Origin of the sequence: Metabacillus fastidiosus NBRC 101226 (genome assembly GCF_001591625.1) — a bacterium.
Taxonomy (GTDB): Bacteria; Bacillota; Bacilli; order Bacillales; family Bacillaceae; genus Metabacillus; species Metabacillus fastidiosus.
In genome coordinates, this window is the sequence record NZ_BCVG01000013.1 from 34888 (window position 1) to 60948 (window position 26061).

21 protein-coding genes are annotated in these 26061 nt (G+C 34.9%); 17 read left to right on the forward strand and 4 right to left on the reverse strand.

Features of this window, described 5'->3' with window-relative positions; all coding sequences use genetic code 11:
* Positions 1-124: 124 nt before the first annotated feature.
* From BFA01S_RS05620 to BFA01S_RS05680, 13 genes are all read left to right on the forward strand, one after another.
* Positions 125-1321, forward strand: coding sequence for a hypothetical protein (locus BFA01S_RS05620; RefSeq protein ID WP_066226756.1), 1197 nt, complete (start codon positions 125-127; stop codon positions 1319-1321).
* A gap of 42 nt (positions 1322-1363) precedes the next feature.
* The gene (locus tag BFA01S_RS05625; RefSeq protein WP_066226759.1) at positions 1364-2560 is read left to right on the forward strand and encodes a hypothetical protein; all 1197 of its coding nucleotides are present in this window, start codon (positions 1364-1366) and stop codon (positions 2558-2560) included.
* 56 nt (positions 2561-2616) lie between these two features.
* Complete coding sequence (locus tag BFA01S_RS05630) at positions 2617-3807, forward strand: hypothetical protein (RefSeq protein WP_066226764.1); 1191 nt, start codon at positions 2617-2619, stop codon at positions 3805-3807.
* A gap of 233 nt (positions 3808-4040) precedes the next feature.
* Positions 4041-4319 (forward strand): DUF4176 domain-containing protein, encoded by a 279-nt coding sequence (locus BFA01S_RS05635; RefSeq protein ID WP_066226767.1) that lies wholly within the window; start codon positions 4041-4043, stop codon positions 4317-4319.
* 15 nt (positions 4320-4334) lie between these two features.
* Complete coding sequence (locus BFA01S_RS05640) at positions 4335-5759, forward strand: alpha/beta fold hydrolase (RefSeq protein ID WP_066226769.1); 1425 nt, start codon at positions 4335-4337, stop codon at positions 5757-5759.
* Between the two features lie 2 nt (positions 5760-5761).
* Positions 5762-6952, forward strand: a complete 1191-nt coding sequence (locus tag BFA01S_RS05645) for a hypothetical protein (RefSeq protein WP_066226772.1) — start codon at positions 5762-5764, stop codon at positions 6950-6952.
* Between the two features lie 342 nt (positions 6953-7294).
* Entirely contained in the window at positions 7295-9037 is a 1743-nt protein-coding gene (locus BFA01S_RS05650; RefSeq protein WP_066226775.1) for an ABC transporter ATP-binding protein, read from the forward strand.
* The gene (locus tag BFA01S_RS05655; RefSeq protein WP_066226778.1) at positions 9018-10817 is read left to right on the forward strand and encodes an ABC transporter ATP-binding protein; all 1800 of its coding nucleotides are present in this window, start codon (positions 9018-9020) and stop codon (positions 10815-10817) included. The genes BFA01S_RS05650 and BFA01S_RS05655 overlap by 20 nt, the downstream gene beginning before the upstream one ends.
* A 165-nt stretch (positions 10818-10982) precedes the next feature.
* Positions 10983-12059: an ABC transporter ATP-binding protein gene (locus tag BFA01S_RS05660; protein ID WP_066226781.1), complete on the forward strand. Its 1077-nt coding sequence runs from the start codon at positions 10983-10985 to the stop codon at positions 12057-12059.
* Positions 12056-12988 (forward strand): carbohydrate ABC transporter permease, encoded by a 933-nt coding sequence (locus BFA01S_RS05665; protein WP_066226784.1) that lies wholly within the window; start codon positions 12056-12058, stop codon positions 12986-12988. Before BFA01S_RS05660 ends, BFA01S_RS05665 begins: the two co-directional genes overlap by 4 nt.
* The gene (locus BFA01S_RS05670; protein WP_066226787.1) at positions 12985-13797 is read left to right on the forward strand and encodes a carbohydrate ABC transporter permease; all 813 of its coding nucleotides are present in this window, start codon (positions 12985-12987) and stop codon (positions 13795-13797) included. The genes BFA01S_RS05665 and BFA01S_RS05670 overlap by 4 nt, the downstream gene beginning before the upstream one ends.
* A gap of 17 nt (positions 13798-13814) precedes the next feature.
* On the forward strand, positions 13815-15173 hold the full coding sequence (locus BFA01S_RS05675) for an ABC transporter substrate-binding protein (protein WP_066226789.1): 1359 nt from the start codon (positions 13815-13817) through the stop codon (positions 15171-15173).
* 218 nt (positions 15174-15391) lie between these two features.
* Positions 15392-16120, forward strand: coding sequence for a glycerophosphodiester phosphodiesterase (locus BFA01S_RS05680; RefSeq protein WP_066226792.1), 729 nt, complete (start codon positions 15392-15394; stop codon positions 16118-16120).
* A 45-nt stretch (positions 16121-16165) separates the two neighbouring features.
* Here BFA01S_RS05680 and BFA01S_RS05685 read toward each other — a convergent pair whose 3' ends face one another.
* The 3 genes from BFA01S_RS05685 to BFA01S_RS05695 are packed head-to-tail and all read right to left on the reverse strand — an operon-like array spanning position 16166 to position 19416.
* Positions 16166-18157: a hypothetical protein gene (locus tag BFA01S_RS05685; RefSeq protein ID WP_066226795.1), complete on the reverse strand. Its 1992-nt coding sequence runs from the start codon at positions 18155-18157 to the stop codon at positions 16166-16168.
* Positions 18132-19034 (reverse strand): ABC transporter ATP-binding protein, encoded by a 903-nt coding sequence (locus tag BFA01S_RS05690; RefSeq protein ID WP_066226798.1) that lies wholly within the window; start codon positions 19032-19034, stop codon positions 18132-18134. The genes BFA01S_RS05685 and BFA01S_RS05690 overlap by 26 nt, the downstream gene beginning before the upstream one ends.
* Entirely contained in the window at positions 19000-19416 is a 417-nt protein-coding gene (locus BFA01S_RS05695; protein ID WP_066226804.1) for a GntR family transcriptional regulator, read from the reverse strand. Before BFA01S_RS05695 ends, BFA01S_RS05690 begins: the two co-directional genes overlap by 35 nt.
* A gap of 242 nt (positions 19417-19658) precedes the next feature.
* Between BFA01S_RS05695 and BFA01S_RS05700 the strand changes: the two genes are divergently transcribed.
* The 3 genes from BFA01S_RS05700 to BFA01S_RS05710 all read left to right on the forward strand — a co-directional run bounded on the left by BFA01S_RS05700 (position 19659) and on the right by BFA01S_RS05710 (position 24048).
* Positions 19659-21554 (forward strand): ABC-F family ATP-binding cassette domain-containing protein, encoded by a 1896-nt coding sequence (locus BFA01S_RS05700; protein ID WP_066226807.1) that lies wholly within the window; start codon positions 19659-19661, stop codon positions 21552-21554.
* Between the two features lie 8 nt (positions 21555-21562).
* Positions 21563-22279 carry a 5-formyltetrahydrofolate cyclo-ligase gene (locus BFA01S_RS05705; RefSeq protein ID WP_326174665.1) on the forward strand — a complete coding sequence of 239 codons (717 nt, stop codon included), beginning with the start codon at positions 21563-21565 and terminating at the stop codon, positions 22277-22279.
* An 89-nt stretch (positions 22280-22368) separates the two neighbouring features.
* On the forward strand, positions 22369-24048 hold the full coding sequence (locus tag BFA01S_RS05710; RefSeq protein ID WP_066226810.1) for an alkaline phosphatase: 1680 nt from the start codon (positions 22369-22371) through the stop codon (positions 24046-24048).
* A gap of 112 nt (positions 24049-24160) precedes the next feature.
* On the opposite strand, the gene BFA01S_RS05715 is transcribed toward BFA01S_RS05710, so the two are convergent.
* On the reverse strand, positions 24161-24541 hold the full coding sequence (locus tag BFA01S_RS05715; RefSeq protein WP_066226811.1) for a host-nuclease inhibitor Gam family protein: 381 nt from the start codon (positions 24539-24541) through the stop codon (positions 24161-24163).
* 144 nt (positions 24542-24685) lie between these two features.
* On the opposite strand from BFA01S_RS05715, the gene nagE reads away from it, so the two are divergent.
* Positions 24686-26044: an N-acetylglucosamine-specific PTS transporter subunit IIBC gene (gene nagE / locus BFA01S_RS05720; RefSeq protein WP_066226814.1), complete on the forward strand. Its 1359-nt coding sequence runs from the start codon at positions 24686-24688 to the stop codon at positions 26042-26044.
* Positions 26045-26061 lie beyond the last annotated feature (17 nt).

The following is a 26061-nucleotide window of genomic DNA, read 5'->3' on the forward strand; positions in this document are numbered from 1 at the left end:
CTGAAAACATTCAACTGAAGGGCATGGCAGTATGATCATGAATCTTTAAAAAGAGGAAGCAACAAAATGCTTTTGATTAACATGAATATAAAGGGTAAGTATTTTGGGAAGCAGGAACATATAAATGAAAAAACATTATCTGATATTTTTTTGTATCATTGTAATTTTAATAATAGGAATAGTCTTTGGAACGAATTATTCACTAAATCTGAGTTCTCCAAAAACAACTTATGTACATCACTTTCCAGAAAACAAAAGTCCTGCCTTAACGGAATTTATGAGCAGTTTTTTAAGAGGCCATTTAGAAAACAGACCTTTAGAAACAGATAATAGATATGTTTTTTCTATAGGAAACTTACAGCAAGGCAGTGAATCAATTAATTACTATGAATATACAGAGGCTCAAATAGAAAAATATTATGAGCCTTTGCTTGGCTTACAAAAGCCAGATAAGCAGTTTAGACAGCTTAAAGAATCGGAAGAATTAGAAACCTCTGTTTATAAACCAGTAAAAGATATATTTTCATTCAATTTGCCTAAGGTAGCTTTAGAAAGAGGTAACAGATTAAAGATTCAAACAGAATCAGCCGAGGAAATATTAGATCTCCCGCAATTAATGGAGAAATATAATATTAAAGAAACGGATGAAATTGCCTTTGATGTGGTGCAAAGTAACAAAGGTTATTTTACTTTACTAATCTTGGATGAGGATGCAATGAATTCAAAAGGACAAAAATTATATTTAACTTTCTTTATAAAACAAGATTTATCAAAAATGGTTATGAGTGAGTCATTTGATGAGGCTGTTCAAGAAAAATTAGATAAAGGTGATTTGAATTCATTTTTTAGTGATTTTCAGAAGATAGATGATGCAGAAAGATATGGGTTTTTATATGATCAAACAATTGTTGATATGAAAATAAAGAAAATAGTAGAAATAAAGAAAGAAGATTATTTAAGTAACGATGGAAGATATGTTTATATTAATGGGAGACAAGATAAGTTAGAAGACGGTATTCAAAAAATCCAGAGGATTGAAAATTATGCAGCTGGAAATGAGATATATGAAACAGAGTTTAAACTAGATTATAAGGAGATTGCAAAAGAGTTAGATTTAGTGATAAGTGGGATAGGGATAGCAGAAATTAATTATTTTAATAAGGACTATGTGGTTCTTAATTTAGAGTATAATGGCAAATTTGTAGGAACTGGAGGAGGAACGAATGTCATTATTGATTTACAAGAAAATAAAAAGACACCTGCTTTTTATTTAGTTAATTTAGAGTTGAATATTGAAATACGCGATTGGTTAACTCTTTAGGTTTAAATTATTTCGAAAAGTTGAGCTATTGGGAGGGGAAATATGGTGAACAGGCAGATTCACATTTTGCTTCCCCTTTTACTTGTCCTATTTTTAGTTGGATGCGAAGAACGGGAATTGACCGGTAAAAGTGTTAAGCAGGGGGAGATTTCTTATCAACAGTATTTTCCGAAAGAAGGTAGTCCGGCACTAAACGAATTTATGAACTATTACTTTAAGGACAGTAGAGATAATAAAATAATAGATAAGAATGACCAATTTGTTTTTTCATCAAGTGATGTTAATAGTGATCAAGATAAAATTCATTACTATGAGTATTCAGAGAGGGAACTGGAAAAATTTTATGAGCCTTTACTTGCTTCAGTAGATACATATTCTGTGGTAAATGATTTAGATATGAGAGAGAAGTTTGAGACGTCGGTACGTATTCCGGTAAAGGATAATCTATCTTATCATTTGCCATCTGTTCAATTAGAAAAAAAGAATCAGTTAAAAATAAGAACGAGTTCCAATGAAATGAGATTAAATCTGCCGAAAATAATGGGGGAATATGGGCTAAAGGAAACAGACAGGGTGAATCTTAAGTTATTACAAAGTAATGAAGATCATTTTGTTCTGCTAATTGAAGATCAAGATGCAAAAGGTTCAAAAGGATGGAACCTGTTTATTACGCTTTTTATAAAGCAAGATTTATCGAAAATGGTTATTAGTGAATCATTTTATGAGGCGATTCAGAAAAAGTTGAATGAAGGAGCTTTAGATAAATTTTTAAATGATCTTAAAAGGATAGGCTCGACTGGGAAATATGCATTTTTAACAGATAAAACAATTATTGATACGAAGAAGAAGAAAATTATAAATATTAAGAAAGAAGATTATTTAAGTAGTGACGGACAATATGTGTATATTAATGGTAAGGAAGATGATTTATCAGATGGAATCCAAAAAATTCAAACTCTTGATAATTATTTAGCTGGTAATGAAGTATATGAAATAGAATATCAGCTTGATTATAAAGAGATTGCGAAAGAGCTTGATTTTGTAACAAGCGGGATAGGCTCAGCTTATATTAGTTATTTTAATGAAAATTATGTCGTATTAAGTCTTCAATATAATGGGAAATTTGTTGGGGAAGCAGGAGAAACAAATGTCATAATTGATTTTCAGGAGGATAGGGAAAAACCGACTTTTTATCTTGTTGACTTGCGTATCATGAATATTATTGGCAGTACATACTAAATAGATATTTACAAGAACAAGTATAGAGAGCATCTTTTAAAAGAGGAGTATATTCAATGAAAACAAAGCATTTAGGCATTTGTTTCGTTATATTGCTTTTAGTAATCTTATCATGGTGTACAGTAAATAATTTTTCCTCTAACGAAGTATCGACAGTTAACTATGTATTTGGTTTTCCAAAAGAACCAAGTCCAGCGTTAACAGAATATATTAGTGACTATTTATTAGAGGAGTCGCACAGAAAACTTTTTAAAGAAAATGATGCTTTTGTATTCGCTGATGGAAAGAGAGATGAGAATGATAGAATCATGTCTTATTACTATTATACAGAAGCTCGTATAGAAAAGTACTATGAACGAGTATTTAATGCCTGGCGACCCTACTCAGATTTAGGAATTTTAAAAGCACCTTCTTATATTAATGAGTCATTACTTCTCTCAATAGAAAATCCATTAATATATTCACTACCCGTATTAGAAATGCAAGAGGGCAATCAGCTGAAAATAAAAACAGCATTGAATGAAACAGTTTTGGATCTTCCGAAGTTACTTAAAGAATACGGTATTAAGGAAAATGATCAGCTTGTATTTAATTTGCTGGAGAGCAGTGAAAATCATTTTATTTTAGAGATAGAGGAAGGCAATATAAAAAATTCCAGAGGGTATAGCGGGTTATTTTTAAATCTCTTTATTAAGAAGGATTTATCAGAAATTGCGGTTAGTGAACAGTTTGATGAGGCTATTCAAAAAAAGTTAGATAAAGGGGATTTGAATTCTTTTTTAAATGATTTCAAAAAGATAGATAGTAAAGGAAGATATGTATTTTTATACAATTGGAAAATTATTGATATAGAAACAAAGAAAATAGTAAAAATTAGGAATGAAGATTATTTAAGCGAAGATGGAAAATATGTCTATATCAATGGCAGACAAGATCATTTAGCAGATGGTATCCAAAGAATTCAAACAATTGATAATTATGAAGCTGAAAATGATATATATGAAATAGAATTTGAACTGAATTATGAAGAAATTGCAAAAGTGCTTAAATATCTTACAAATGGAGAAAGGATAGCGGATCTTAGTTATTTTAATGAAGACTACGTTATAGTTAATATCGATTATCGACATCCTATGGTAGGAAGTGCGGGATATTTAGATATAATTGTTGATTTACAAGGAAATAGAGAGGACCCTACCTTATATTTAGTTGATTTGGATAAGGATTATGAAACCAATGATTACTAAACTTTTTTAAGAAATTTAAACAGAAAGATTTCAGTTATTTAACCACCAAAATTTGGTGGTTTTTAATTTTGGAATTAAAACAAAATAGCCGAAAACTTATTTTAAATTACCACATCTTTTTACACTAATTTAATTTAGTTCATAACACCTATTAATACCAAAGTTTATATAAAGTATGATAATAATGGAATTATTTTGTGAGATTTTGAAGTTAAACAAAGAGGAGAGATAGTATGCTGTTTTCGAAAAACTACCTTTCGGTTGGAAGTGTTGTTGGTTTGCATAATGATTCAAGACGCTTGTTAATTATCGGACGTCAATTATATTCAGAAACGAATCATGTTATTAGAGATTACGCAGCGGTTGACTTTCCGAACGGATTTACTGATGCAAAAGAGCCTTTTATTCTATTTAATAATGAAGATATTGAACTTGTTTATCACTATGGTTATATCGATGAGAAGGAAATGCAATTGGACGAGCTGCTGACAGAAGCAGAACGAAAAGAATAAAGGGGGGAGTTTTGTTTGAGTTATTATGAAGGATGCCCAGAGCTTAATACTGTTTTAGATAAACATAAGGCGAGTGCAAATAATATACTAAGCGATGCACAATCTCAGCTTCTCTGTGATACTTTTTCAGAAAATCTCGCTTATCTTTTCAGCACGAGCAAATCTGCTGGAGGGGATATGCTCAGTGTAAATATAGAAGATATCAAAGCAGCAATCAATACATGGAAAAGCGAGATAGATGACTGCTATGAGAGCTTTCTGGAGAAACTGAGGGGAAAAGATAAGCTAACTGATGAAGAACAATACAAAATGATAATAATGGGCAATGCAGTTATGGAGATTAAGCAAATATATGGAAGATTAAGTGAGGAGTTAGACGAAGTAGAGTTAAAGTTTCAAAATACTGTTCGTTTGTACCGGTCTCCTATCCGCTCAGCATTAGCAGACATTAGTATGCTTTATAATTCTGAAAATAAAGTAAAAGGAGATTTTTCAGGGTTTGAAAATGTATCAGTGTATGTGCATGGGATTGAGGATACAGGAAAAAAGTTTTTGGATAGTGCTGTAGAAGCGGCGGAAAGCGGAGATGTGCTTATTTATGTGATGCGTAACGGAGAAATAGAGTATCGTACGGTCAGCGTATTAAATGGAAAGAAAATTGTAAAAAAAATTGATGATATTGAAAAATTAAAACAGGAAAGACAGTATGAGATGAAAAAAGGCCGTCTTCATATTATTTATGATACAGAGCATAAAAATGAACATCGTCAGGAAACTAGTGATGATTTGGCTCAAAAGCTGAATAAAATGGGATTGATAAATAATAGTACAAAAATTGATATGTTTGCTCATAGCTATGGCGGACGCAGGTCCCTGCAATTCGCGGTTGATTATCCAGATAATGTCCGAAGCATTACAACAGTAGGAACTCCATATGATACGAATCTGCTGGCTAAGTCTGCTAATGGTGCCCGCTGGATCGCAGAAAAAATAGGACAAGATCCTAAAAATACGAGTGATTATATAGATTTTAATAAAGATAATCGCAATGACATAGAAGGATTAGAATATAGTAATGCCTACACTGATATGTCCAGTGAGCCTTTATCAGAAGATATTCATAAATTAAAATCAGCTAATCCTGAAGTATATGATAAGCTTCAAAAGATGGAAATCACAGCTGTGGCAGGGTATAGAAAGGTAGTTCAATATAATCCGTATGCTCGTACGACAATCGAAACAAAAACGAGCAGTGATGATACTGTATCTATCAAAAGCCAACATGCTGAAATATTAGGGGATTTGATAGATAAAAGGCCTCAAATTGAAGTTAAAGGAAACGGTGTAACTGATCCTGGCCATATTTATGAAGTAGAGGATAAAGATTTTATTAATATAATCGAAGAAGTTAATGAAAAACAAAAGAATAGGAGCAGTTAATAATGAAAAAGTTTTTAGTCAGCTGTCATTTAATCGTTTTGCTCTTACTCTTTTTAGTCGGATGTGAGGAAAAGAAGATGAGCATGGAACCTAAACAAAATACAGTAACATATAAGGAAAATTTCCCTGAGGAAAGCAGTCCGGCATTAACGAAATTTATGAGCACATATTTTAATCAGAATAATAATCTGCTAATTCATCATAATAATCAATTCGTCTATTCGAAGGACAATGTAAATGCAGAGAAACGAGAAATAGCTTATTACGAATTTAATGAGTCAGTATTAGAAAGATCATACGAGCCGTTATTAGGTAAAAAAGTTTCTGAAAAGGAACTGGATAAAATCGCTCAAAGCAAAAAGAAAGAACTGGAGCAAAATGAATTATTAGCAGATACAAAACAATACAAGCTTCCTTCAATTGTATTAAAAGAGAATAATCAATTAGAAGTGAAGACAGCACAAGGAGAAAAAACAATAGATTTGCCGGAGCTGTTAAAGGAATATGGTGTAAAAGAAGCAGATGAGCTTGTTATTAATATGAAACAAGTGAATGATCAGATGTTCACTTTAGATATTCAAGATTTAGATATAGAAGATCCAGAAGAAGGAATTTTATATATTGGGCTTTTTATAAAGCAGGATTTATCCGATTTTACAGCTAGTAAACTAATGAATAAAGATTTACAGGCAGCTATTGATAGTTCCGAATTAGACGTTTATAAGGACAGCTTTAACAAAGTTGGAGATTCAAAGAGATATGCACTCGTATTTGAAGATGCCATTCTAGATTTAGAAGAGAATCAAATAATCGAAATAAAAGAGAGTGACTATTTAAGCAATGATGGTAAATATGTTTATATAAATGGAGCTAAAGATAAGCTTGAAGATGGCATCCAAAAAATCCAAACAATCGAAAATTATGCGGCCGGAAATGATGTGTATGAACCAGAGTTTATGCTTGATTATGAAAAAATTGCAAAAGAACTTGAGTTTGTAACGAGCGGAATTGGACTAGCTGATATTAATTATTTTAATGAAAAATATGTTGTTCTAAGTCTTACTTACAATGGAAAAGTAGTTGGAGAAGCAGGATTTACAAATGTCATAATTGATTTGCAGAATGATAAGACAAGCCCAATTTTTTATTTAGTTGACTTAGGACTATTAAGTGTTGATCAGATGCAAGATTAAAGGATATTTAGATGTCTCACCTATTTGTTTGCTATTAAAGAGGCATCCAATGAAGAAATCGTTTCAGCATGTTATTTTGTAAATAAAATATGGATCGTACGAGCAATGCTGTTTAGTAAATGGTAAAAAGTATTAAGAGTGGATATATTAAAAGCAATGGAATATAGGAAAACGACCTGTTTCAATTTATTTTTGAAGCAGGTTATTTTTTATTTTAAAAATACATATGTATATTCGGTTTAGTAAACAAGTGTTTATAGTTTCCATCACCAACAGAAAGAGCTATCATATACAATAAGATTATTTTGCTTGCTGCCTATTTTTCATAGAAAGGATTATTGTATGAAAAAAATATTAGCATTTACAAAGCCGTACCGGTTTCTTATTATATTTGCCCTTTTCTTAATGTTTGTCGAGTTAGCGGTGGAGCTTGTACAGCCTCTGCTAATGGCAAAAATTATTGATGATGGGATTGTAGCAAAAGATTTCAATATGGTGCTTAAGTGGGGAGGAATTATGCTTGGCATATCCTTACTTGCTTTTATTTCGGGAATTATTAACTCCTTTTATGCTTCCCATATAAGCCAGAACTTCGGTTATGATATTCGTAAAAAACTGTTTGAGAAAGTCCAGTCTTTTTCATTTACGAATCTTGGACGTTTTGAAACATCTTCTTTAATTACGAGAATGACAAATGATGTGACACAAATCCAGACAACATTGTTTATGAGTTTGCGGATTATGCTTCGTGCTCCACTCACTGTCATTTTCGGAATTGCTTTAGCATTAGTCGTTAATTTTCAATTAGGAATTTTCCTTGCGGTTGCTTTGCCGCTTCTTCTCGTATGTATGAAATGGATTATGAAAAAAGGCGGTCTTTTATTTAGAACGGTTCAAGGTAAATTAGACCGTGTGAATGGAGTAATGCAGGAAAATTTAACGAGCATGAGGCTTATTAAAGCATTCTTGAGAAAAGATTATGAAGTAAACCGTTTCACAAAGGCGGCGAACGAGCTGACGAAAGGGACTGCCTCTGCCTTTAGAACGATTGAAATGACGATGCCGATTATGCTTCTCGTCATGAATTTAACAATCATAGTGATTTTATGGAAAGGAAGCTTACAGGTGAGCAATAGTGAAGTGAAGATCGGGGAAGTTGTGGCCGTCGTTAACTACGCACTTCGAATCACTTCTTCTTTATCTATGTTTTCCTTTATTATTATGTTTTTCTCTCGGGCGAAAGCATCGTCACAAAGGGTGACAGAAGTGCTTGAAACAGATGTTGATTTAATTGATTCTGCTGATGCAGAGGAAGAGAAGTCAACGCTAGAGGGGAAAATCGAATTTCAAGAGGCTTCTTTTAAATATCCAAACAGTGAGGCAGAAGTGCTGAAAAATGTATCTTTCACTGTGCATTCAGGAGAAACGATTGCGATCTTAGGTGCAACCGGTTCAGGGAAGTCATCTTTATTCCAGCTCATTCCGCGTTTATATGAAACAAACAATGGAAGCATTTTTATCGATGATCAGGAGATTAAAAAGTATAAGCTTGAACATTTGAGAAAACAAATTGGACTTGTTCCTCAGGAAGCAATGCTTTTCTCCGGTTCCGTACAAAGTAATATTATGTGGGGAAAAGAAGATGCAACAATAGATGAAGTAATATTTGCGGCAAAAAATGCCCAAATTCATGAGACGATTATGTCATTGCCACAGCAGTATGATTCGATTCTTGGTCAAAAAGGGATTAATCTTTCAGGCGGGCAAAAACAGCGTCTTTCTATCGCAAGGGCATTAGTACGGAATCCGAAAATATTATTATTGGATGATAGTACGAGTGCACTTGATTTGAAAACAGAAGCAAATCTTCTTGAAGCAATTAAAAAATATAATTGTACGACCCTTATTATTACACAGAAAATCAGTACTGCGATGCAGGCCGATAAAACTTTATTGCTTGAAGACGGCATGATTATTGCTGAAGGTACACATGAAGAGCTAATGAAAAATTCTAAATTATATAGAAAGATTACAGAATCACAGTTTGGAAAGGAGATGTTTACACATGATCAAACAGTTAACTAGTCCTTTCCGCTATAAGAAAATCGAAATAAATAAAGACGAGACGCAAAAGAAAAAGAAAGCAAAAAATAGTGCTGCGACATTAAAGAGAGTATGGAATTATCTTGCTGAGAAACGTCTGCATTTATTAGCTGTTATTGCAATGGTTGTAATCAGTACTGCTCTGGGTTTATTAGGACCCTACCTGATCGGACGGGCAATTGATGAATATATTGTTACAAGAGATAACACAGGTATTTTAACATTATTAGTTTTCTTGTTATTTGTATTTATTTTTAATTCACTATCGGTGTTTTTACAGAACTACTGGATGATTGGAATTGCTCAAAGTACTGTAAATAAAATGAGGACGCAATTGTTTCAGCATTTGCATAAGCTGCCAATATCCTTTTTTGATAAACGCCAGCATGGTGAATTAATGAGCCGGATGACGAATGATATTGAGAATGTCAGTTCCACATTGAACAGCTCCTTTATTCAAATTTTCTCAAGTGCCCTTACTTTAGTTGGAACAGTAACTGTCATGCTTATGTTAAGCCCACTGCTTACATTAGTAACGATGATTGTTATTCCGCTCATGGTCTTCGGAATGAAATGGATTACGAGCAGGACAAGCCGTTTATACAAAGTCCAGCAGCAAAACATCGGTAATTTAAACGGTTTTATTCAGGAGACTATTTCAGGACAGAAGATTATTAAGGCTTACTCTCAAGAGGAAAAAGTAATTGCAGAATTTTTGGAGAAGGCGGATAACCTTAAAAGATCAGGATTTTGGGCACAGACTATTTCAGGTTTCATTCCTAAATTAATGAATGTGCTTAATAATTTGAACTTTACGATTATCGCGGCAATCGGCGGGATTTTTGCTTTGAATGGAATGATAACAATCGGTGTCATTATCATTTTCACAGAATATGCACGCCAGTTTACACGTCCGCTTAACGATCTTGCCAATCAGTTTAATACATTGCTTTCTGCCGTAGCTGGCGCTGAAAGAGTGTTCGAAGTCCTTGATGAGAAAGAGGAACGTACGGATGAAATGGACGCAATAACACTGACAGATGTAAAAGGGAATGTAGAATTTCGAAATGTTGCATTCTCTTATGAAGATGAGGGAGATACAGTGAGGAATCTGTCATTCAAAGCAAATCAAGGTGAAATGATTGCGCTCGTTGGTCCTACAGGTGCAGGGAAATCAACTGTTATTAATTTATTATCACGTTTTTATGATCCGGACAGCGGAGAAATTTTGATTGATGGCTATGATAATAAAAAGATAACAAGAGAGAGTTTAAGAATGAGCATGGCATTCGTTTTACAGGACTCTTATTTATTTAAAGGAACGATAAGAGAAAATATCCGTTACGGAAGGCTTGATGCGACGGACGAGGAAATTGAAGAAGCAGCAAAAAAGGCAAATGCCCATTCATTCATTGAGAAGCTTCCATTAAAATATGATACGGTTTTAGAACAGGACGGAAGCGGAATAAGCCATGGACAAAAACAGCTTCTTTCAATAGCGAGAGCCATTTTAGCTGATCCGAAAATACTTATATTAGATGAAGCAACGAGCAGCATCGACACAATTACAGAGCTTGCGATACAGGAAGCACTCGATCAACTCATGGAAGGAAGAACGAGTTTTGTTATTGCACATCGTCTTAATACGATCCAAAAAGCGGATCAGATTTTAGTTTTAAAAGACGGAGAAATTATTGAAAGAGGAACACATCAGTCATTGATGGATGATAAAGGATTTTATTATAAACTTTATAATCATTAGAAGATCTGCCTGGAATTTCAGGCAGATCTTTTTTACTTTCCAAATCTGCTACGGTATTAGCTTTACGAAATTTTTACAATAATCAACAATTATTTCATACTCGCTTTATATTCGACATGTACGATAGTTAGTAGTGCAGATGAATGATGGAAAGGAGCAATAGAGTTGAAGCGTGTGGAATTAATAGACGTCAGTAAATCTTATGACGGAAAAACAAATATCATTAAAGAGATAAATGTATCAATCGAACCCGGGGAGTTTTTCGTACTTGTCGGACCGTCTGGATGTGGAAAAAGTACGATACTCCGTATGATTGCAGGGCTTGAGCATGTAACGAGCGGCAATCTGTTAATAGGTGAAATGTATGCGAATCAATTGCCTCCGAGTGAACGGGAATTATCGATGGTTTTTCAAAACTATGCTCTCTATCCGCATTTGACGGTTGAACAGAATATTATGTTCGGTTTACATACAAGGAAAATTTCTAAAGCAGAACAGCAGAAACGATGTACGGAAGCGGCAGAAATGCTTGGTTTATCGCCGTATTTAAGAAGAAGACCCCGTGAGCTTTCTGGTGGACAAAGGCAGAGAGTGGCATTAGCACGGGCAATTGTGACACAATCTCCAATTTGTTTAATGGATGAACCGTTGTCAAATCTTGATGCAAAATTGCGTGCTAAAATGCGTTCTGAAATTAGGCAGCTGCAGAGAAAGCTTGGAATCACAATGATTTATGTGACACATGATCAGGTGGAAGCGATGACGATGGCAGACCGTATGATGATTTTAAATGAAGGGATAGTCCAGCAGATTGGCCGTCCGCTTGAAATTTATAATGATCCGGCAAATACATTTGTCTCTTCTTTTATTGGTTCTCCGCCAATGAATCTGATAGAAGGCGATATTGGAAAGCAGCTGTTCCGTATAAATGAACAACTGTTAAATGAAGATGTCATTATAGGTGTCCGTCCGGAACATATTCAGCCCGTACAAGAGGGACAAATTGGTTTTAATGTGGAAGTGGCGAACGTTGAAATTTTAGGAACAGAAACATTATTAACATTTGGAATAGGTGACAGCGAGCAGTGGATTGCCAGATGGAACGGACAGTGGGATATAAATGTTGGTGAATATTTACCGGTCTATATTGATGAGAAAAACATTTATTTTTTCCGTAAAAAAGATGGAGAGCGTATTAAGGTGGGGTCTGCTTCAATGCCTGTAGAAGAGGTGTTAGGATGAGTGGATTACAGCAGGAGCTCTTAGCAGCTTCCGTTAATTCATCTTTTAAAAAGAAAAAACATATCCCAAATGTTATTGTCGGCCTGCTTTATTTACTGCCGTCTATTATTCTATTTGCCGTTTTTTTATTTTATCCGCTTATTCGCACGTTTATTTTAAGTTTTTACTTAACGGATGGACAAGGTGTGCCGATTACATTTGTCGGTTTAGAAAACTTTACATATTTATTAAGTTCAGCTTCCTTTCAAACAAGCATAAAGGCAACGCTTCTATTTGTTATATATACAGTACCAGCTGGTGTTATTCTTGCACTTTTTTTAGCTTTAATAGCAAATGAAAAAGTAAGAGGGATGGGCTTCTTTCGTACAATGTTCTCCTCGACAATGGGGATGAGTGTTGCTGCATCGTCTGTTATTTGGATGTTTATGTATAATCCTGCAATCGGAGCTTTGAATAAAATAGTTACTTTTTTTGGGTTTTCTGAGCTTCAGTGGCTGTTAGACCCTAAGTATGCTCTTATATCTGTATCAATTGCAACAATTTGGATGAATACAGGCTTTGCTTTCCTTATTTTATTAGGAGGGCTGCAAAATATTGATGACAAACTATATGAAAATGCAGAAATAGCAGGAGTAAGTTATTTTTACAAACTTAGAAAAATTACTATTCCAATGCTTTCACCGACATTATTTTTTATTATAACTGTTTCTTTAATCAATGCATTTCAAACGTTTGGCCAGATAGATATTTTAACAAAGGGTGGACCGATGGAATCAACGAATGTTATCGTTTACTCCATTTATAAAGATGCTTTTATTAACTATAATATCGGCCCGGCAAGCGCCCAGGCGACAATTCTATTTTTCTTTATTTTATTCGTTACGATTCTTCAATTTAAACTTGGAGAAAGGAAGGTGCATTATCAATGAGTCTAATAAAAAGAACCTTTCTCTATTTTCTATTAATCAGTTTTACAATTATTATGATGTTTCCTATCATTTATGCATTTATGATCAGCTTCATGCAGGGTGGGGAAGTGCTTCAAGGCAAGCTCATTCCTGAAAATTTCACTTTGCAAAATTATGAATCAGCATTTTCAAAAGTACCTCTATTACATTATTTATGGAACAGCTTTTTTGTTTCGATTATTGTCATGATTGGGCAATTGATAGTTTCAAGTCTTGCAGCCTTTGCCTTTGTTTTTATCCCTTTTAAAGGAAGAGATATTCTATTTTTTATTTTTATTTCAACGATGATGATTCCGTGGGAAGCAACGATGGTACCTAACTTCTTAACGGTGCAAAAGCTTGGCTGGATTAATAATTATATGAGCTTAACAATCCCGTTTTTCGCGCTCGCTTTTGGAACATTTTTGCTTAGACAGCAATTTAAAACGATTCCAAATGAGCTTTTTGAAGCATCCCAGGTTGCGGGTATCAGCAGGTTTCGTTTTTTTCTTCATATTATCTTACCTGTCTCGAAAACTAGTTTAATTACGTTAGGAATTTACAGTTTTCTTACGACGTGGAATATGTATTTATGGCCTTTATTAGTAACAAATAATGAGAAGGTAAGAACTGTGCAAATCGGCTTAAAGCAAATGCAGTCACAGGAACTCTCGTCCGAATGGGGGGTGATTATGGCAGCGGTTATCGTCGTAATTCTTCCTACATTAATACTTTTATTTTTAGGACAAAAGCATTTGCAAAAAGGGTTAACAGAAGGAGCAATAAAATAAAAAGGAGTGTTCATTTAATGAAAAAATTACTAGTTATTTTATCCGCTTTATTTTTATTATTAATGGCAGCATGTTCTAACACGAGTACTAATACGAGTAATAATGAGTCAGAGGGAAATGATGATAAACAGAAAGAGGAAAAGTCCGGTGAGAAAACAGAGGTTGTCTTCTGGCATGCTATGAGCGGTCCCCTTGAAGAAGCTTTAAAGAGACTTGCTGATGATTTTAATAAATCACAAGACAAAATTGAAGTAAAACCTGAATTCCAAGGTACATATGAAGAAGCATTAACAAAATTTAATGCGGTCGCAGGAACAGATGATGCACCGACAATTATGCAAACATTTGAAGTAGGAACGAAATATATGATTGATACAGGAAAAATTGAGCCTGTTCAAAAATTTATTGATGAAGATAATTATGATATTTCCCAATGGGAGAAAAATATTTCTAGTTATTATACAGTAGATGGAAAACAGTACTCTATGCCGTTTAACTCTTCTACACCTGTCGTTATTTATAATAAGGACGCATTTAAAGAAGCGGGCTTAGATCCTGAGAAAGCACCAGAAACTTATAGCGAATTAAAAGAAGCTGCAAAAAAATTAACAAAAGAAGATAAATCACAGTACGGATTTTCGATTCTTAACTATGGCTGGTTCTTTGAGCAGATGTTAGCGGTTCAAGGCGGTTTATATGTTGATCAGGAGAATGGACGTAAAGGTGATGCAACAAAGGCAACATTCAATGATGAAAAAGGTTTAAAAGTATTTCAATTAATTAGTGATATGCATAAAGAAGGCACATATTATAATGTTGGGCAGAACTGGGATGATATGCGAGCTGCATTCCAATCGAAAAAAATTGCAATGTATTTAGATTCATCTGCTGGTGTGAAAAATATTGTTGATAATGCACCGTTTGAAGTAGGGGTGGCATATTTACCGATTCCTGATGATGTAGAGCGCGAAGGTGTTATTATCGGTGGTGCTTCTGTTTGGATGTCTAATGGAATTAGTGAAGAAAGACAAAAAGCTGCATGGGAGTTTATGAAGTATTTAACAACTCCTGAAGTCCAAGCAAAATGGCATATTGAAACAGGATATTTTGCGATTAATCCCAAAGCGTATGAAGAAGATATTGTAAGAAAAGAATGGGAGAAATACCCGCAATTAAAAGTAACAGTTGATCAGCTTCATGATACAAAGACGAGTACTGCAACACAGGGTGCATTAATCTCTGTTTTCCCTGAATCAAGACAAAAAGTCGTAGCCGGAATGGAAAGTTTATATCAAGGTGCAGATCCTAAAAAAGCTCTTGATCAAGCGGCAGAAGAAACGAATCGCGCACTTGAAGTAGCGAATAAGAAAAAATAATTTTATATTAAGGCAGTTTGCCCCTTTGAACTATATAAGTATAAATAAAGAATTCAGCATGTATCGGTTTAAGCGATACATGCTGAATTCGCTGATAAAATCAGAAATTCGCTGATAAAATCAGAAATTCGCTGATAAAATCAGAAATTCGCTGATAAAATGAAATTCCACTTATATTGCTTAAAGAAGTCAGACTGCTTTATTTTGGGGTGATTCTATTGACTAAGAAAGTCGAAATTTACGGACATCGAGGATTTAGCGGCTGTTATCCCGAAAATACAATGATTTCATTTAGTGAGGCAGAAGCAGTTGGCGTAGATGGAATTGAGCTTGACGTGCAGATGACAAAAGACGGTGAAGTTGTTGTTATTCATGATGAAACACTTGAACGTACTACAAATGGTATTGGATTTGTAAAAGATATGACATATAGAGAACTGCGTTCACTTGATGCAGGCAGCTGGTTTGATCTGAAATTTTCAGGTGAAAAGATCCCTGCTCTTTCCGAGGTTCTTCAATGGATAAAGAATTTGAAGAGAAAATTATTCGTTAATATTGAGCTGAAAACATATAAGATAGAGTATCCGAATATAGAAGAGAAGGTATTAGCAATCATTGATGAACATGGTTTAAAGGATCAGGTTATTATTTCTTCCTTTAATTTAAAAAGCCTGGAAAAGGTCAGACAGCTTGATACAAATATAAACACAGCATTATTATTTATAGGTGTACCGACGATTGTCCTTGAAGAAGCGAGAAGATTAAAAGTCAATGGTATTCATTGTGAAGCAGTGTTTGCTGTATCGGAGGAAGGAAGAACGGCAAGAGAATATGGCTATCCGATTCGTGTTTATACAATTAATGATAGCAACTATTTCAAAACATTAAAGGATGCAGAAGTATGTACAATTATGACAGATTTTCCGAATGAGTTTATTGTTAATTGAAAAGATAGAAACACCGTTCATGCATACTGAACGGTGTTTCTATCTTTATTTTAAAGCTTGTAGAAGCTCGGCTGGTACATTTTTCTCTCTTAATACTACGTACCATTCGTTTCCATTTACAAATCTCATTTTTACATAATAATTAGCTTCTTCATCATAATCACTGAATTTATTAAGAACTTCATTGATAAGCTTTTTATCTGTTACTTCTACCTTTTTATTCGTTAACTCACGGTAATAAGCTTCAATATCGATTTCTTGTTGTGAAAAATCATTATTACCTTTTATAACCTCTAATGTAACAATGTCTTCCGGCAGAAGTTTTACACGAGTGAGATAGTTCTTGTCAGCCAGCCATTTCTCTGTTTCTTTATAGGAAGGCTTTAATTGTAAATGAGTATAGTAACTTTCTTCACCATAAACGGATGGGTTCCTGTGCGAAAACTCCAGACTTCCCCAAGGTGTCCCCGGTGATGTAATATCTTCATATGATTGAGCTAAATAATCTTTTTCGATTGCTGTCTTCAGTTCTGCAATTTCTTTCTGATCTGTCAGCTTTAAATTTTTATTAATTGGTGCATTTGAAGATATTTCTGCTACATTTGCTTTTTTCGCCGCATTGTTTAATGGAAAGTGAGTTTTCTTATATTCAATTGATCCAATAACAGGTTTTAATTCTATAGCAAATAATTTATTAGGAAATACGTATTCCCTCGCTACTTTTCCCCCATTCTTTAATTTATAGACGAGTAAAGTAGGAGGATGATAGATTGTATTATCTCTTTCTATTATTTGGCTTTTTTGTTGAATAATAGCTTCATGGAATTCTCTTACGTCCTGAATATAGGTCTGGTCAGAGCTGAATCTAACCTCCTGCCCATAGTATCCATCGTTTAAATAATCCCCATTTTCTAAATAGACAGCTTCAATATTATCTAAAGATGGAAGCTTTTTCTCATAGCCGAATACATCTGTTGAAAGAGAGAAGTAGATCAGCACAATAATGATAGAGTAGCTTCCAAAACTAATTGCCATACTCGGTTTCAAAATTCTCCAAGATTTTTGAAGAATGATTTCTGCAATGATATAACCGATAATGGAGCCGCTAATATATCCGAAAATAAGCCATCCTGTACTTCCATCCTGGATAGTGGAAAAATAGGCTCCAGATAATAGCATTGTACAAAATGTCATACCGTATTTAAAAACTGGCTTTAAATATGGAAAAACGATGGCGTCTCCTGCCCGCTCTAAATGGCGGCGGTCATAAATAATTTTTCCTGCTATTAAGAAAATAATAGTCAATATACAATAAATAATTAACTCTACCGATGAGAATGGTTTAGAGGCAATCTCCATAAATCGCATGAAAGGAGATAATACTTCTAGATTTTCATATAAATAGTAAGAACTGGAAAATCCGAATAACATTTGACCTAAGTTAAGATTTAGTAAAGATAATATTCCTATCGGCAGGAAAAGAAAGACATACGTTAAGATACCTTGAACAACTGATATTCCTGTAATCATTCCAACTAGCACTGTTAAAAGAAAGAGGAACACAGTTAGCAGCGATGCAATTCCTATCCAGCTTAGCAGTTCTGGAAATGTAAAGATTTTATTAAAACCAGCATCCCATTTTGTAATAATGAATGCAAAAGCAGCTGTTATAACGATAGGGAGAACAAGCATGAAAACCCCACTTATAATATGGCTGAAATAATGCACATTTCTTTTCACTGGAAAACTGTGAGTCATATCTACAGATGCTTCTGTTTGCAAGTAGCGAAACAGGAAAATCCCAGCAATGACCGGCAGTGTGAACAGGAACATTAACTGCCCTCCCGCAGCAACTTGAAAGTAATTAGTTAATTCCTTTATATAGTATGGATAATTCTCCTCATTTGAAATAATAAGCAGCATTTGCAATGGTAGTACAAATAATAAACAAAGTAAGTAAATAACACCTATCCAGCCATGCTGTCTTAAATCTTGTTTAAAAATTCCTGGATTAAAGAAGGATATTTTCAATTTCATAACCGACATCCCCCATTTCATAAATAAAGATTTCTTCTAGAGTAAGAGGTAATAAATCAAATAATAGCAGTTCAGTAGACTTTATTGCTTTTCTAATAGAATCTTCGTTTCCTTTTACAATTAGTAATAAAACACTGCCTCTTTTTTCTTTATGTAGTACATCAAGCTTGTTTAACAGATGTTCTTCATGGCTCGGATCTTTTAAAGCGAGCTGAACTTTATGTGTGTCAGACTTCAAATCATCAAGGTCTTTTTGGATAATCATTGTTCCCTTATGCATAATGCCTACATGATCACATATATCCTCGATTTCCCGTAAGTTATGGGAGGAGATAAGAACAGTTAAATTTCTTTCAGCGATCTCCTGGAATAAAAGATTTTTAATTTTTTGCCGCATAACAGGGTCAAGTCCATCAATCGGTTCATCGAGGATGAGGAAATCAGGCATTGTAGATAAGGCCAGCCAGAAGGCAACCTGTCTTTTCATTCCCTTTGATAAACGCTGTACTTTCCGGTTCAGATCAATTTTAAAAACCTTTTGTAATTCTTCAAAGCGATTTTCATTCCAGTCTTTATAAAAATATTGATAATGTGCAGCCATTTGTTTCACTGTTGCCTGTGGATAGAAAGAAAGCGCATCAGGTATAAAAAATACTTTTTCCCTTATATCAGGATTTTCATATGCAGCTTTATCATTAATCAAAATTTCTCCGCTATTTGGTCTATAAATACCGGCAATCATTTTTAAAAGTGTCGTTTTTCCGGCACCATTTGAGCCGAGCAATCCGTAAATTGATCCTTTTTTTACAGAAAGGGATAATGAACTTACTGCATCTTCCTTATCAAACTTCTTCGTTATCTGCTTTACTTGAAGCATCTACTGTCTCCCCCTTTTCTCTGTTAATAGCATCATAATAAATTTTAACGAGCTCCTCTTTTGTTAAGCCGAGGAAGATAGCCTCTGCAACTAATTTTTGAATTTCTGCAAGCAGATCATTTAACTGTTCTTTTACATTTGATTCATTAATAGCGGCAACAAAATTCCCTTTTCCTTTTACTGAATAAATATAGCCTTGCTGTTCCAATTCTCGGTACGCTCTCTGCACCGTGTTCGGATTAACGGTTAGTTCACTAGAAAGTACACGAACAGACGGCAATTGTTCATCTTGCTTTAATACGTTCGTAATAACCATTTCTTTTATGCGGTCGACAAGCTGTTCATATAATGGTTTTCTACTTCTAATGTCTAATTGAAACAATATATATCACCCCTTCATGACTCAGTTACATCTGTTCAACATTTTAGACAAGTGCAAATTGAAATTGAACATCATAAAACCGTATTAACTGTATTAATAGTATCGATACAGTTAATATACTAATGGAAAAGAGAATATATGTAAAGAATATTTTTTCAAAATATTGAAAGTGTGATTTTATAGCTTAAACTCCTTGTTTTGTATACAATAAGTAGTAATAAAACTTAAGGATTGGTATTAACATGAGCATACTTTCGGTAGAGAATTTAGTGAAAACATATGGAGAAAAGACGTTATTTGATCATATTTCTTTTACAATAGCTGAAAAGCAAAGAATCGGATTAATCGGCGTAAACGGTACAGGAAAATCCACTTTATTAAAAGTGATAGCAGGGATAGAATCTGTTGAAGAAGGAAAGCTCCTTCACAGCAATGATATGCATATTGAATATTTACCGCAGCAGCCGGAGTTTGCTGAAGATTTAACAGTACTTGAGCAAATCTACTACGGAGACTCTTTAATTATGAGAGTAATGAGAGACTATGAAGCGGCATTAAGTGAGCTTGAGAAAGACCCTATGGATGAAAAAAAGCAGGAATACTTATTAAAAATGCAACAGAAAATGGATGAAAATGATGCATGGGAAGCAAACACGGTTGCTAAAACGGTTCTTACTAAATTAGGAATAACAGATTTTACGAAATCGGTGAAGCTGTTATCAGGTGGACAGAAAAAACGTGTTGCTATTGCGAAAGCATTAATTCAGCCTGCACATTTATTAATACTTGATGAGCCGACAAACCATTTAGACAATGAGACAATCGAATGGCTTGAGAGCTTCCTGGCTCAGTATAAAGGCTCGATTTTATTAGTAACCCATGACCGTTACTTCTTAAACCGGGTGACAAATCGAATTTATGAATTAGACCGCGGCAATATTTACACTTATGAAGGTAATTATGAAACTTTTTTAGAAAAAAAAGCTGAAAGAGAATTCAATGAAGTACAGGCAGAAACGAAACGTCAAAATCTTCTGCGCCGCGAGCTTGCATGGCTAAGAAGAGGAGCAAAAGCGAGGACAACAAAGCAAAAAGCACGTATTGGAAGAGTAGAGGAACTTAAGGAACAAGAAGGGCTGGCAGTTAAGGGAGATTTAGATTTCTCTATAGGTTCAGTCAGACTTGGAAAAAAGGTAATCGAGATTGAAAACATTTCGAAATCATACAGTGGAACATCTCTTATTAAAGATTTTAGCTATCTTGTTGTTCCAGGAGACCGCTTAGGAATTATCGGTCCAAACGGTACAGGGAAATCAACTTTATTAAATATGATTGCCGGCCGTATTCAGCCTGATACAGGTTCCATTGAAGTTGGTCCGACAGTAAAAATAGGCTTTTATACGCAAGAACATGAAGATATGGATGAAGATTTACGTGTCGTTGAATATATAAAAGAAGTGGCAGAAATCGTTCATACTGCTGACGGTGATGTTATTACCGCAGAGCAGATGCTTGAAAGATTTTTATTCCCGCGCTCCATGCAGTGGACATACATTCGCAAGCTTTCAGGTGGGGAAAGAAGACGTCTATATTTATTAAAAGTACTTATGGAGGAACCGAATGTACTATTTCTTGATGAGCCGACAAATGATCTTGATACGGAGACATTAGGTGTATTAGAGGATTATGTAGATCAGTTCCCGGGTGTTGTTATTACGGTATCCCATGACCGTTACTTTTTAGACCGGGTAATCGACCATCTAATAGTTTTCTCAGGGAACGGGGAAATCAGCCGTTTTCAAGGCAGCTATTCTGATTTTATGGAGACGGCAAAGCAAAAAGAATCTGCTGCTAAAGTACAGCAGAAAGCACCGGAAAAACAAGTGTATAAAAAAGAATCGAAGAAAAAGTTATCATACAAAGAACAGTTGGAATGGAACGAAATCGAAGATAAAATAACAGAACTGGAAGAAAAGATCGCTGAACTTGAGCAGGGGATAATAGATGCTGGAAGTGATTCGATGAAAGTACAGGAGTTGTATAAAGAACAGCAGGAAACAGAAGAAAAGCTTGAAAAGACGATGGAAAGATGGGAAGAATTGTCCTTATTAGTGGAAGAAATTGAGCAAGGGAGATAAAGAGACATATGGTGAAAACGAAAGATGAAATCCGTCATAAAGTTTGGAATACGTTAACAGAGGAAAAAAACGGTCGTTTTCCTTTCCCTTTAACGAACCGGATTCCAAACTTCAAGGGAGCGGAGAAAGCAGCTAAATTAGTTGCTGCAATGGATGTATATAAAAATGCAAAAGTTGTTAAAGTGAATCCTGATTCCCCGCAGCTCCCGTTACGCCACCAAGTTATTTTAGATGGAAAAACATTGCTGGTACCGACACCGAGATTGAAAGCAGGTTTTATTATGGTGAAGCCGGAGTGGGTACCGCCGGGTGAGGAGCGGAAGGCAGTCAGTTTAACAAATATTAAATCGTACGGAAAACTAATTGCGCTTACGGATATTCCCCCAATTGATTTAATTGTTGTCGGTTCTGTTGCGATTCATAAAGACGGAAGGCGGCTTGGGAAAGGGGAAGGATATGCAGATAGAGAATATGGCATACTACGTGAAATGGGAAATCCCCCTGTTCCGATTATAACAACTATTCACAGCAGCCAGCTCGTTGATGACGATATTCCACGTGATCCTTTTGACTTAACTGTTGACTGGATCGCGACTGAACAAGAACTGATTGAAACGAACAGCCCGTATGAAAAGCCGAACGGAATAATGTGGGAGCATGTGACAGATGAAGAAAGAATAGAAATGCCGGTGCTCCAGGAACTATGGAATTTAAAATATAAATAGGAAAAAAGCCTCCTTAATTTTAACAATGTTGTAAAGGTAAGTTAATAGATTGCCTTAACTAAATTTACAAATGTTATCTATTATTTATTATGGATATCATAAATTTAGGAGGTATTTTCGTGACTATTTCAAAAAAAGTATTAGGAGTAACATTAGCTAGTGCGGTAATGCTTAGCTCATTAGGACAGTTTGGCCAAAAGGATGAAAAAGCGGAAGCTAAAAAAGATCCTGAAAAAGCAAAAAATGTCATTATGCTTGTGATGGATGGGACAAGCGTAGGTGCAACTAATTTAGCTAGATGGTATAAAGGAGAGCCGCTTGCTCTAGATAGTATTGTGACAGGTGGTGTGTTTACACATTCAGCAGAGTCTGCTATTACTGACTCAGCACCTGCTTCCACTGCCATGGCAACAGGAAATAAATCTAATGATAAATTAGTCGGTGTTTTACCTGAAGTTGTGAATACACCTGGTGTAGATCCGGCTTTAGCAGAAAAACCCTTTAAGCCGGTTGCAAATGTGCTTGAAGGCGCAAAAAGAGGCGGTAAAGCAACTGGAATTATTTCAACTTCTGAAATTCAGCATGCAACACCTGCAGGTTTTTCAGCACATGTAACACATCGCAGCGAGTACGAAAAAATTGCTGAACAGCAAGTATATCAAGGAATTGATGTCGTTCTTGGCGGTGGAAAAGATGCGCTTGTTCCGGGTGAAGCTAAGAATAATCGTAAAGATGGAGAAAATCTGGTAAATGTATTAAAAAACAATGGATATGATATTGTTGAAAATAGAACAGATTTATTAAATACAAAGTCTGATAAAATTTGGGGAGCATTTGCACCAAATCAATTAGCATATGATATTGATCGTGAAAAGACAAATCCTAATGAGCCGACATTAGCACAAATGACAAATAAAGCGATTAATACATTATCAAAAGATAAAGACGGTTTCTTCTTATTCGTAGAAGGAAGTAAAGTAGACTGGGCTGCACATGCTAATGATCCAATCGGAATTATTGGAGATGTACTATCATTTGATGCGGCTGTTCAAGAAGCTCTAGATTTCGCTAAAAAGGATAAAGATACACTTGTTATTGCTGTTTCTGACCACGGTAACAGCGGAATTACGATGGGTAACTTGAATACATCTAAAACGTATCCTAATATTCCTGTTTCCGCTTATATCGATCCTTTGAAGAAAGCATCAATGACATTAGAAGGAGCACTTAGCCAATTAAAAGCTGATAAATCGAATTTATTAGAAGTTGCAGCATTATATGGTATTGATAACCCAACTGACGCTGAGAAAGAAGCTCTTGTAAAATCAGCTAATTTACAGCAGACACTTGTACAGCTTTTATCAAATCGTGCTAATATCGGTTTCTCAACAGGCGGACATACTGGTGAAGAAGTATTCTTATATTCTTACGGGCCTGGTAGACCAACTGGCTTAATTGATAATACTGAAATAGCACATACTATGGCTTCTTCTATGGGCTTTGATTTGAAAAAAGTAAGCGAAGAACTATTCGTTGAAGCTGAGGAAGCATTTAAAAAGGAAAATGCAGCTGTAAAGATTGATGAAACGGACAAGCATAATCCAGTTCTTATCGTTACTAAAGGAAACAAAATTGCTAAGTTCCCAGTAAATAAAAACATTATGATTGCTGAAGGCAAGGAAACTAAGCTAAAGAGTGTTGTCGTTCAAAGTAAAGGCAAGTTCTATATTCCAGAGGAAGCTGTAAAATTATTTAGCAAAATTAAATAATGATTAACAGATAAAAATGAGAGTTACTCTATTTAGTGGAGTGACTCTCATTTTAGTTTGTATAAGTACTATCTCCTTTATAGATATGCTGAAAAAGCGAGAACCCGTTCAGTCATTTTGCAATCTCTCTAACTACAATTGCCTGTGTAGTCCTTCTAATGAGACATTCCTCTATTGATTGCTTGGAAATTGCCCCAAGTGTAACAGCGGCAGCGATTTTTTCTTTATCTGGTTTCTTTACGGTGAGAATGCAGTCTGTCAGTTTTAAATTTTCAAGCATTTCTACTGTCTTATCTTCAAGCAATGTTTCGGATTTTCTAATCTGTCTTTGTATTTTATAATTTCCGAGTTTTACTTCTCCTTTTTTCTCTTCTCCGTATTGTTCATTAAAAAATTGATGGAATTCTCTTTTGAGTTCTGAAATTTCTTCCTCCAGCTGTTTATTTTGCTCGATTAGCTGTTGATAGCGGATAACCATTTCTTCTGTAAGCATTTGATATTCCCCCTAATGAATTCTCATTTAATGATTATGGAGACAAGCTGTTATTTAGAACAAAAGGATAAATGAATAATTTTTGGAAACGTTTGCAAATATAGTAGTAATAGAAAGCGAGTTCTAATTAAAGGAGGAATCAACATGCTTTCTTTTTTACAGAGGATTGGTAAATCTCTCATGCTCCCAATTGCAGTACTTCCTGCAGCAGGTTTAGTGCTTCGTTTCGGACAAGAGGATTTATTAAATATTCCTTTTATTGCAAATGCTGGCGGTGCTGTGTTAACAAATTTAGCTATCATATTTGCGATTGGGGTTGCAATTGGCTTTTCAAAAGATGGCAATGGTGCTGCCGGGCTTGCAGGTGCAATTGGCTATTTTATTCTAACAGAAGGAGCTAAATCAATTAATCCGGATATTAATATGTCTGTACTCGGAGGTATTATTGCCGGAGTGATTGCAGGGCTGCTCTATAATCGTTTTCATGATATAAAACTGCCCGAATGGTTGGCGTTTTTTGGAGGAAAGAGATTCGTGCCAATTATTACTGCCGTTGTGATGGTTCTCCTTTCTGGAGTAGCAGGCTTTGTTTGGCCGCCGATTCAAGAGGCGATTAATAACTTAGGTAACTGGATGATTGATCTAGGTGCAGTCGGTGCAGGAATATTTGGCTTCTTTAATAGGCTATTAATACCTATAGGGCTGCATCATGTGTTAAATAATATTTTTTGGTTCCAATTTGGAGAATTTGAAGGAAGTACTGGTGATATCAGCAGATTTTTTGCTGGTGATCCATCAGCAGGGATGTATATGACAGGATTTTTCCCTATTATGATGTTTGCGTTGCCAGGAGCAGCACTAGCGATGATTCTCACTGCTAAAAGGGAGAAGAAAAAATTAGTAACAGGAATGTTTGCGAGTTTAGCCCTCACTTCTTTTGTAACAGGGGTAACAGAGCCGATTGAATTCTCATTTATGTTCTTATCTCCATTATTATATGGTGTTCATGCAGTGCTTACGGGCTTATCTTTATGGTTAACAACGATGCTTGGGATAAGAGACGGATTTACATTTTCAGCAGGTGCCATTGATTATTTACTCAATTTTGGAATTGCTGATAAGCCGTTATTATTACTGCTTATCGGTCTAATATATGGTGTTTTATATTTTGTTATTTTTTACTTCCTAATTAAAGCATTAGATTTAAAAACTCCCGGGCGTGAAGATGATGACGAAATGATAGATAGTACGGAAGAATCAGCGGGAAGCAATACGAGGGCTCATACTTATATATCTGCTTTAGGAGGAGAAGAAAATATTGTGAGTATTGATCATTGTGCAACACGATTACGGTTAAATTTAAAGAATTCTTCATTAATGGATGAAGAAGCTTTAAAGAGAGCGGGTGCCAGAGGTGTTATAAAAGTAGGGGAATCTGGAGCACAGGTAATTATCGGTCCAAGTGTGGAATTTATTGCAGAAGAAATAAAAAAAGAGCTATAAAGTGAAACTTCTATCAG

Excerpts from the sequence above, each read along its gene's own strand:
- BFA01S_RS05620 (WP_066226756.1), top strand. The coding sequence starts at position 125 with ATGAAAAAACATTATCTGATATTTTTTTGTATCATTGTAATTTTAATA.
- BFA01S_RS05625 (WP_066226759.1), top strand. The coding sequence starts at position 1,364 with ATGGTGAACAGGCAGATTCACATTTTGCTTCCCCTTTTACTTGTCCTA.
- BFA01S_RS05630 (WP_066226764.1), top strand. The coding sequence starts at position 2,617 with ATGAAAACAAAGCATTTAGGCATTTGTTTCGTTATATTGCTTTTAGTA.
- BFA01S_RS05635 (WP_066226767.1), top strand. The coding sequence starts at position 4,041 with ATGCTGTTTTCGAAAAACTACCTTTCGGTTGGAAGTGTTGTTGGTTTG.
- BFA01S_RS05645 (WP_066226772.1), top strand. The coding sequence starts at position 5,762 with ATGAAAAAGTTTTTAGTCAGCTGTCATTTAATCGTTTTGCTCTTACTC.
- BFA01S_RS05650 (WP_066226775.1), top strand. The coding sequence starts at position 7,295 with ATGAAAAAAATATTAGCATTTACAAAGCCGTACCGGTTTCTTATTATA.
- BFA01S_RS05655 (WP_066226778.1), top strand. The coding sequence starts at position 9,018 with ATGATCAAACAGTTAACTAGTCCTTTCCGCTATAAGAAAATCGAAATA.
- BFA01S_RS05665 (WP_066226784.1), top strand. The coding sequence starts at position 12,056 with ATGAGTGGATTACAGCAGGAGCTCTTAGCAGCTTCCGTTAATTCATCT.
- BFA01S_RS05670 (WP_066226787.1), top strand. The coding sequence starts at position 12,985 with ATGAGTCTAATAAAAAGAACCTTTCTCTATTTTCTATTAATCAGTTTT.
- BFA01S_RS05675 (WP_066226789.1), top strand. The coding sequence starts at position 13,815 with ATGAAAAAATTACTAGTTATTTTATCCGCTTTATTTTTATTATTAATG.
- BFA01S_RS05685 (WP_066226795.1), bottom strand. The coding sequence starts at position 18,157 with ATGAAATTGAAAATATCCTTCTTTAATCCAGGAATTTTTAAACAAGAT.
- BFA01S_RS05690 (WP_066226798.1), bottom strand. The coding sequence starts at position 19,034 with ATGCTTCAAGTAAAGCAGATAACGAAGAAGTTTGATAAGGAAGATGCA.
- BFA01S_RS05700 (WP_066226807.1), top strand. The coding sequence starts at position 19,659 with ATGAGCATACTTTCGGTAGAGAATTTAGTGAAAACATATGGAGAAAAG.
- BFA01S_RS05705 (WP_326174665.1), top strand. The coding sequence starts at position 21,563 with ATGGTGAAAACGAAAGATGAAATCCGTCATAAAGTTTGGAATACGTTA.
- BFA01S_RS05710 (WP_066226810.1), top strand. The coding sequence starts at position 22,369 with ATGGATATCATAAATTTAGGAGGTATTTTCGTGACTATTTCAAAAAAA.
- BFA01S_RS05715 (WP_066226811.1), bottom strand. The coding sequence starts at position 24,541 with ATGCTTACAGAAGAAATGGTTATCCGCTATCAACAGCTAATCGAGCAA.
- nagE (WP_066226814.1), top strand. The coding sequence starts at position 24,686 with ATGCTTTCTTTTTTACAGAGGATTGGTAAATCTCTCATGCTCCCAATT.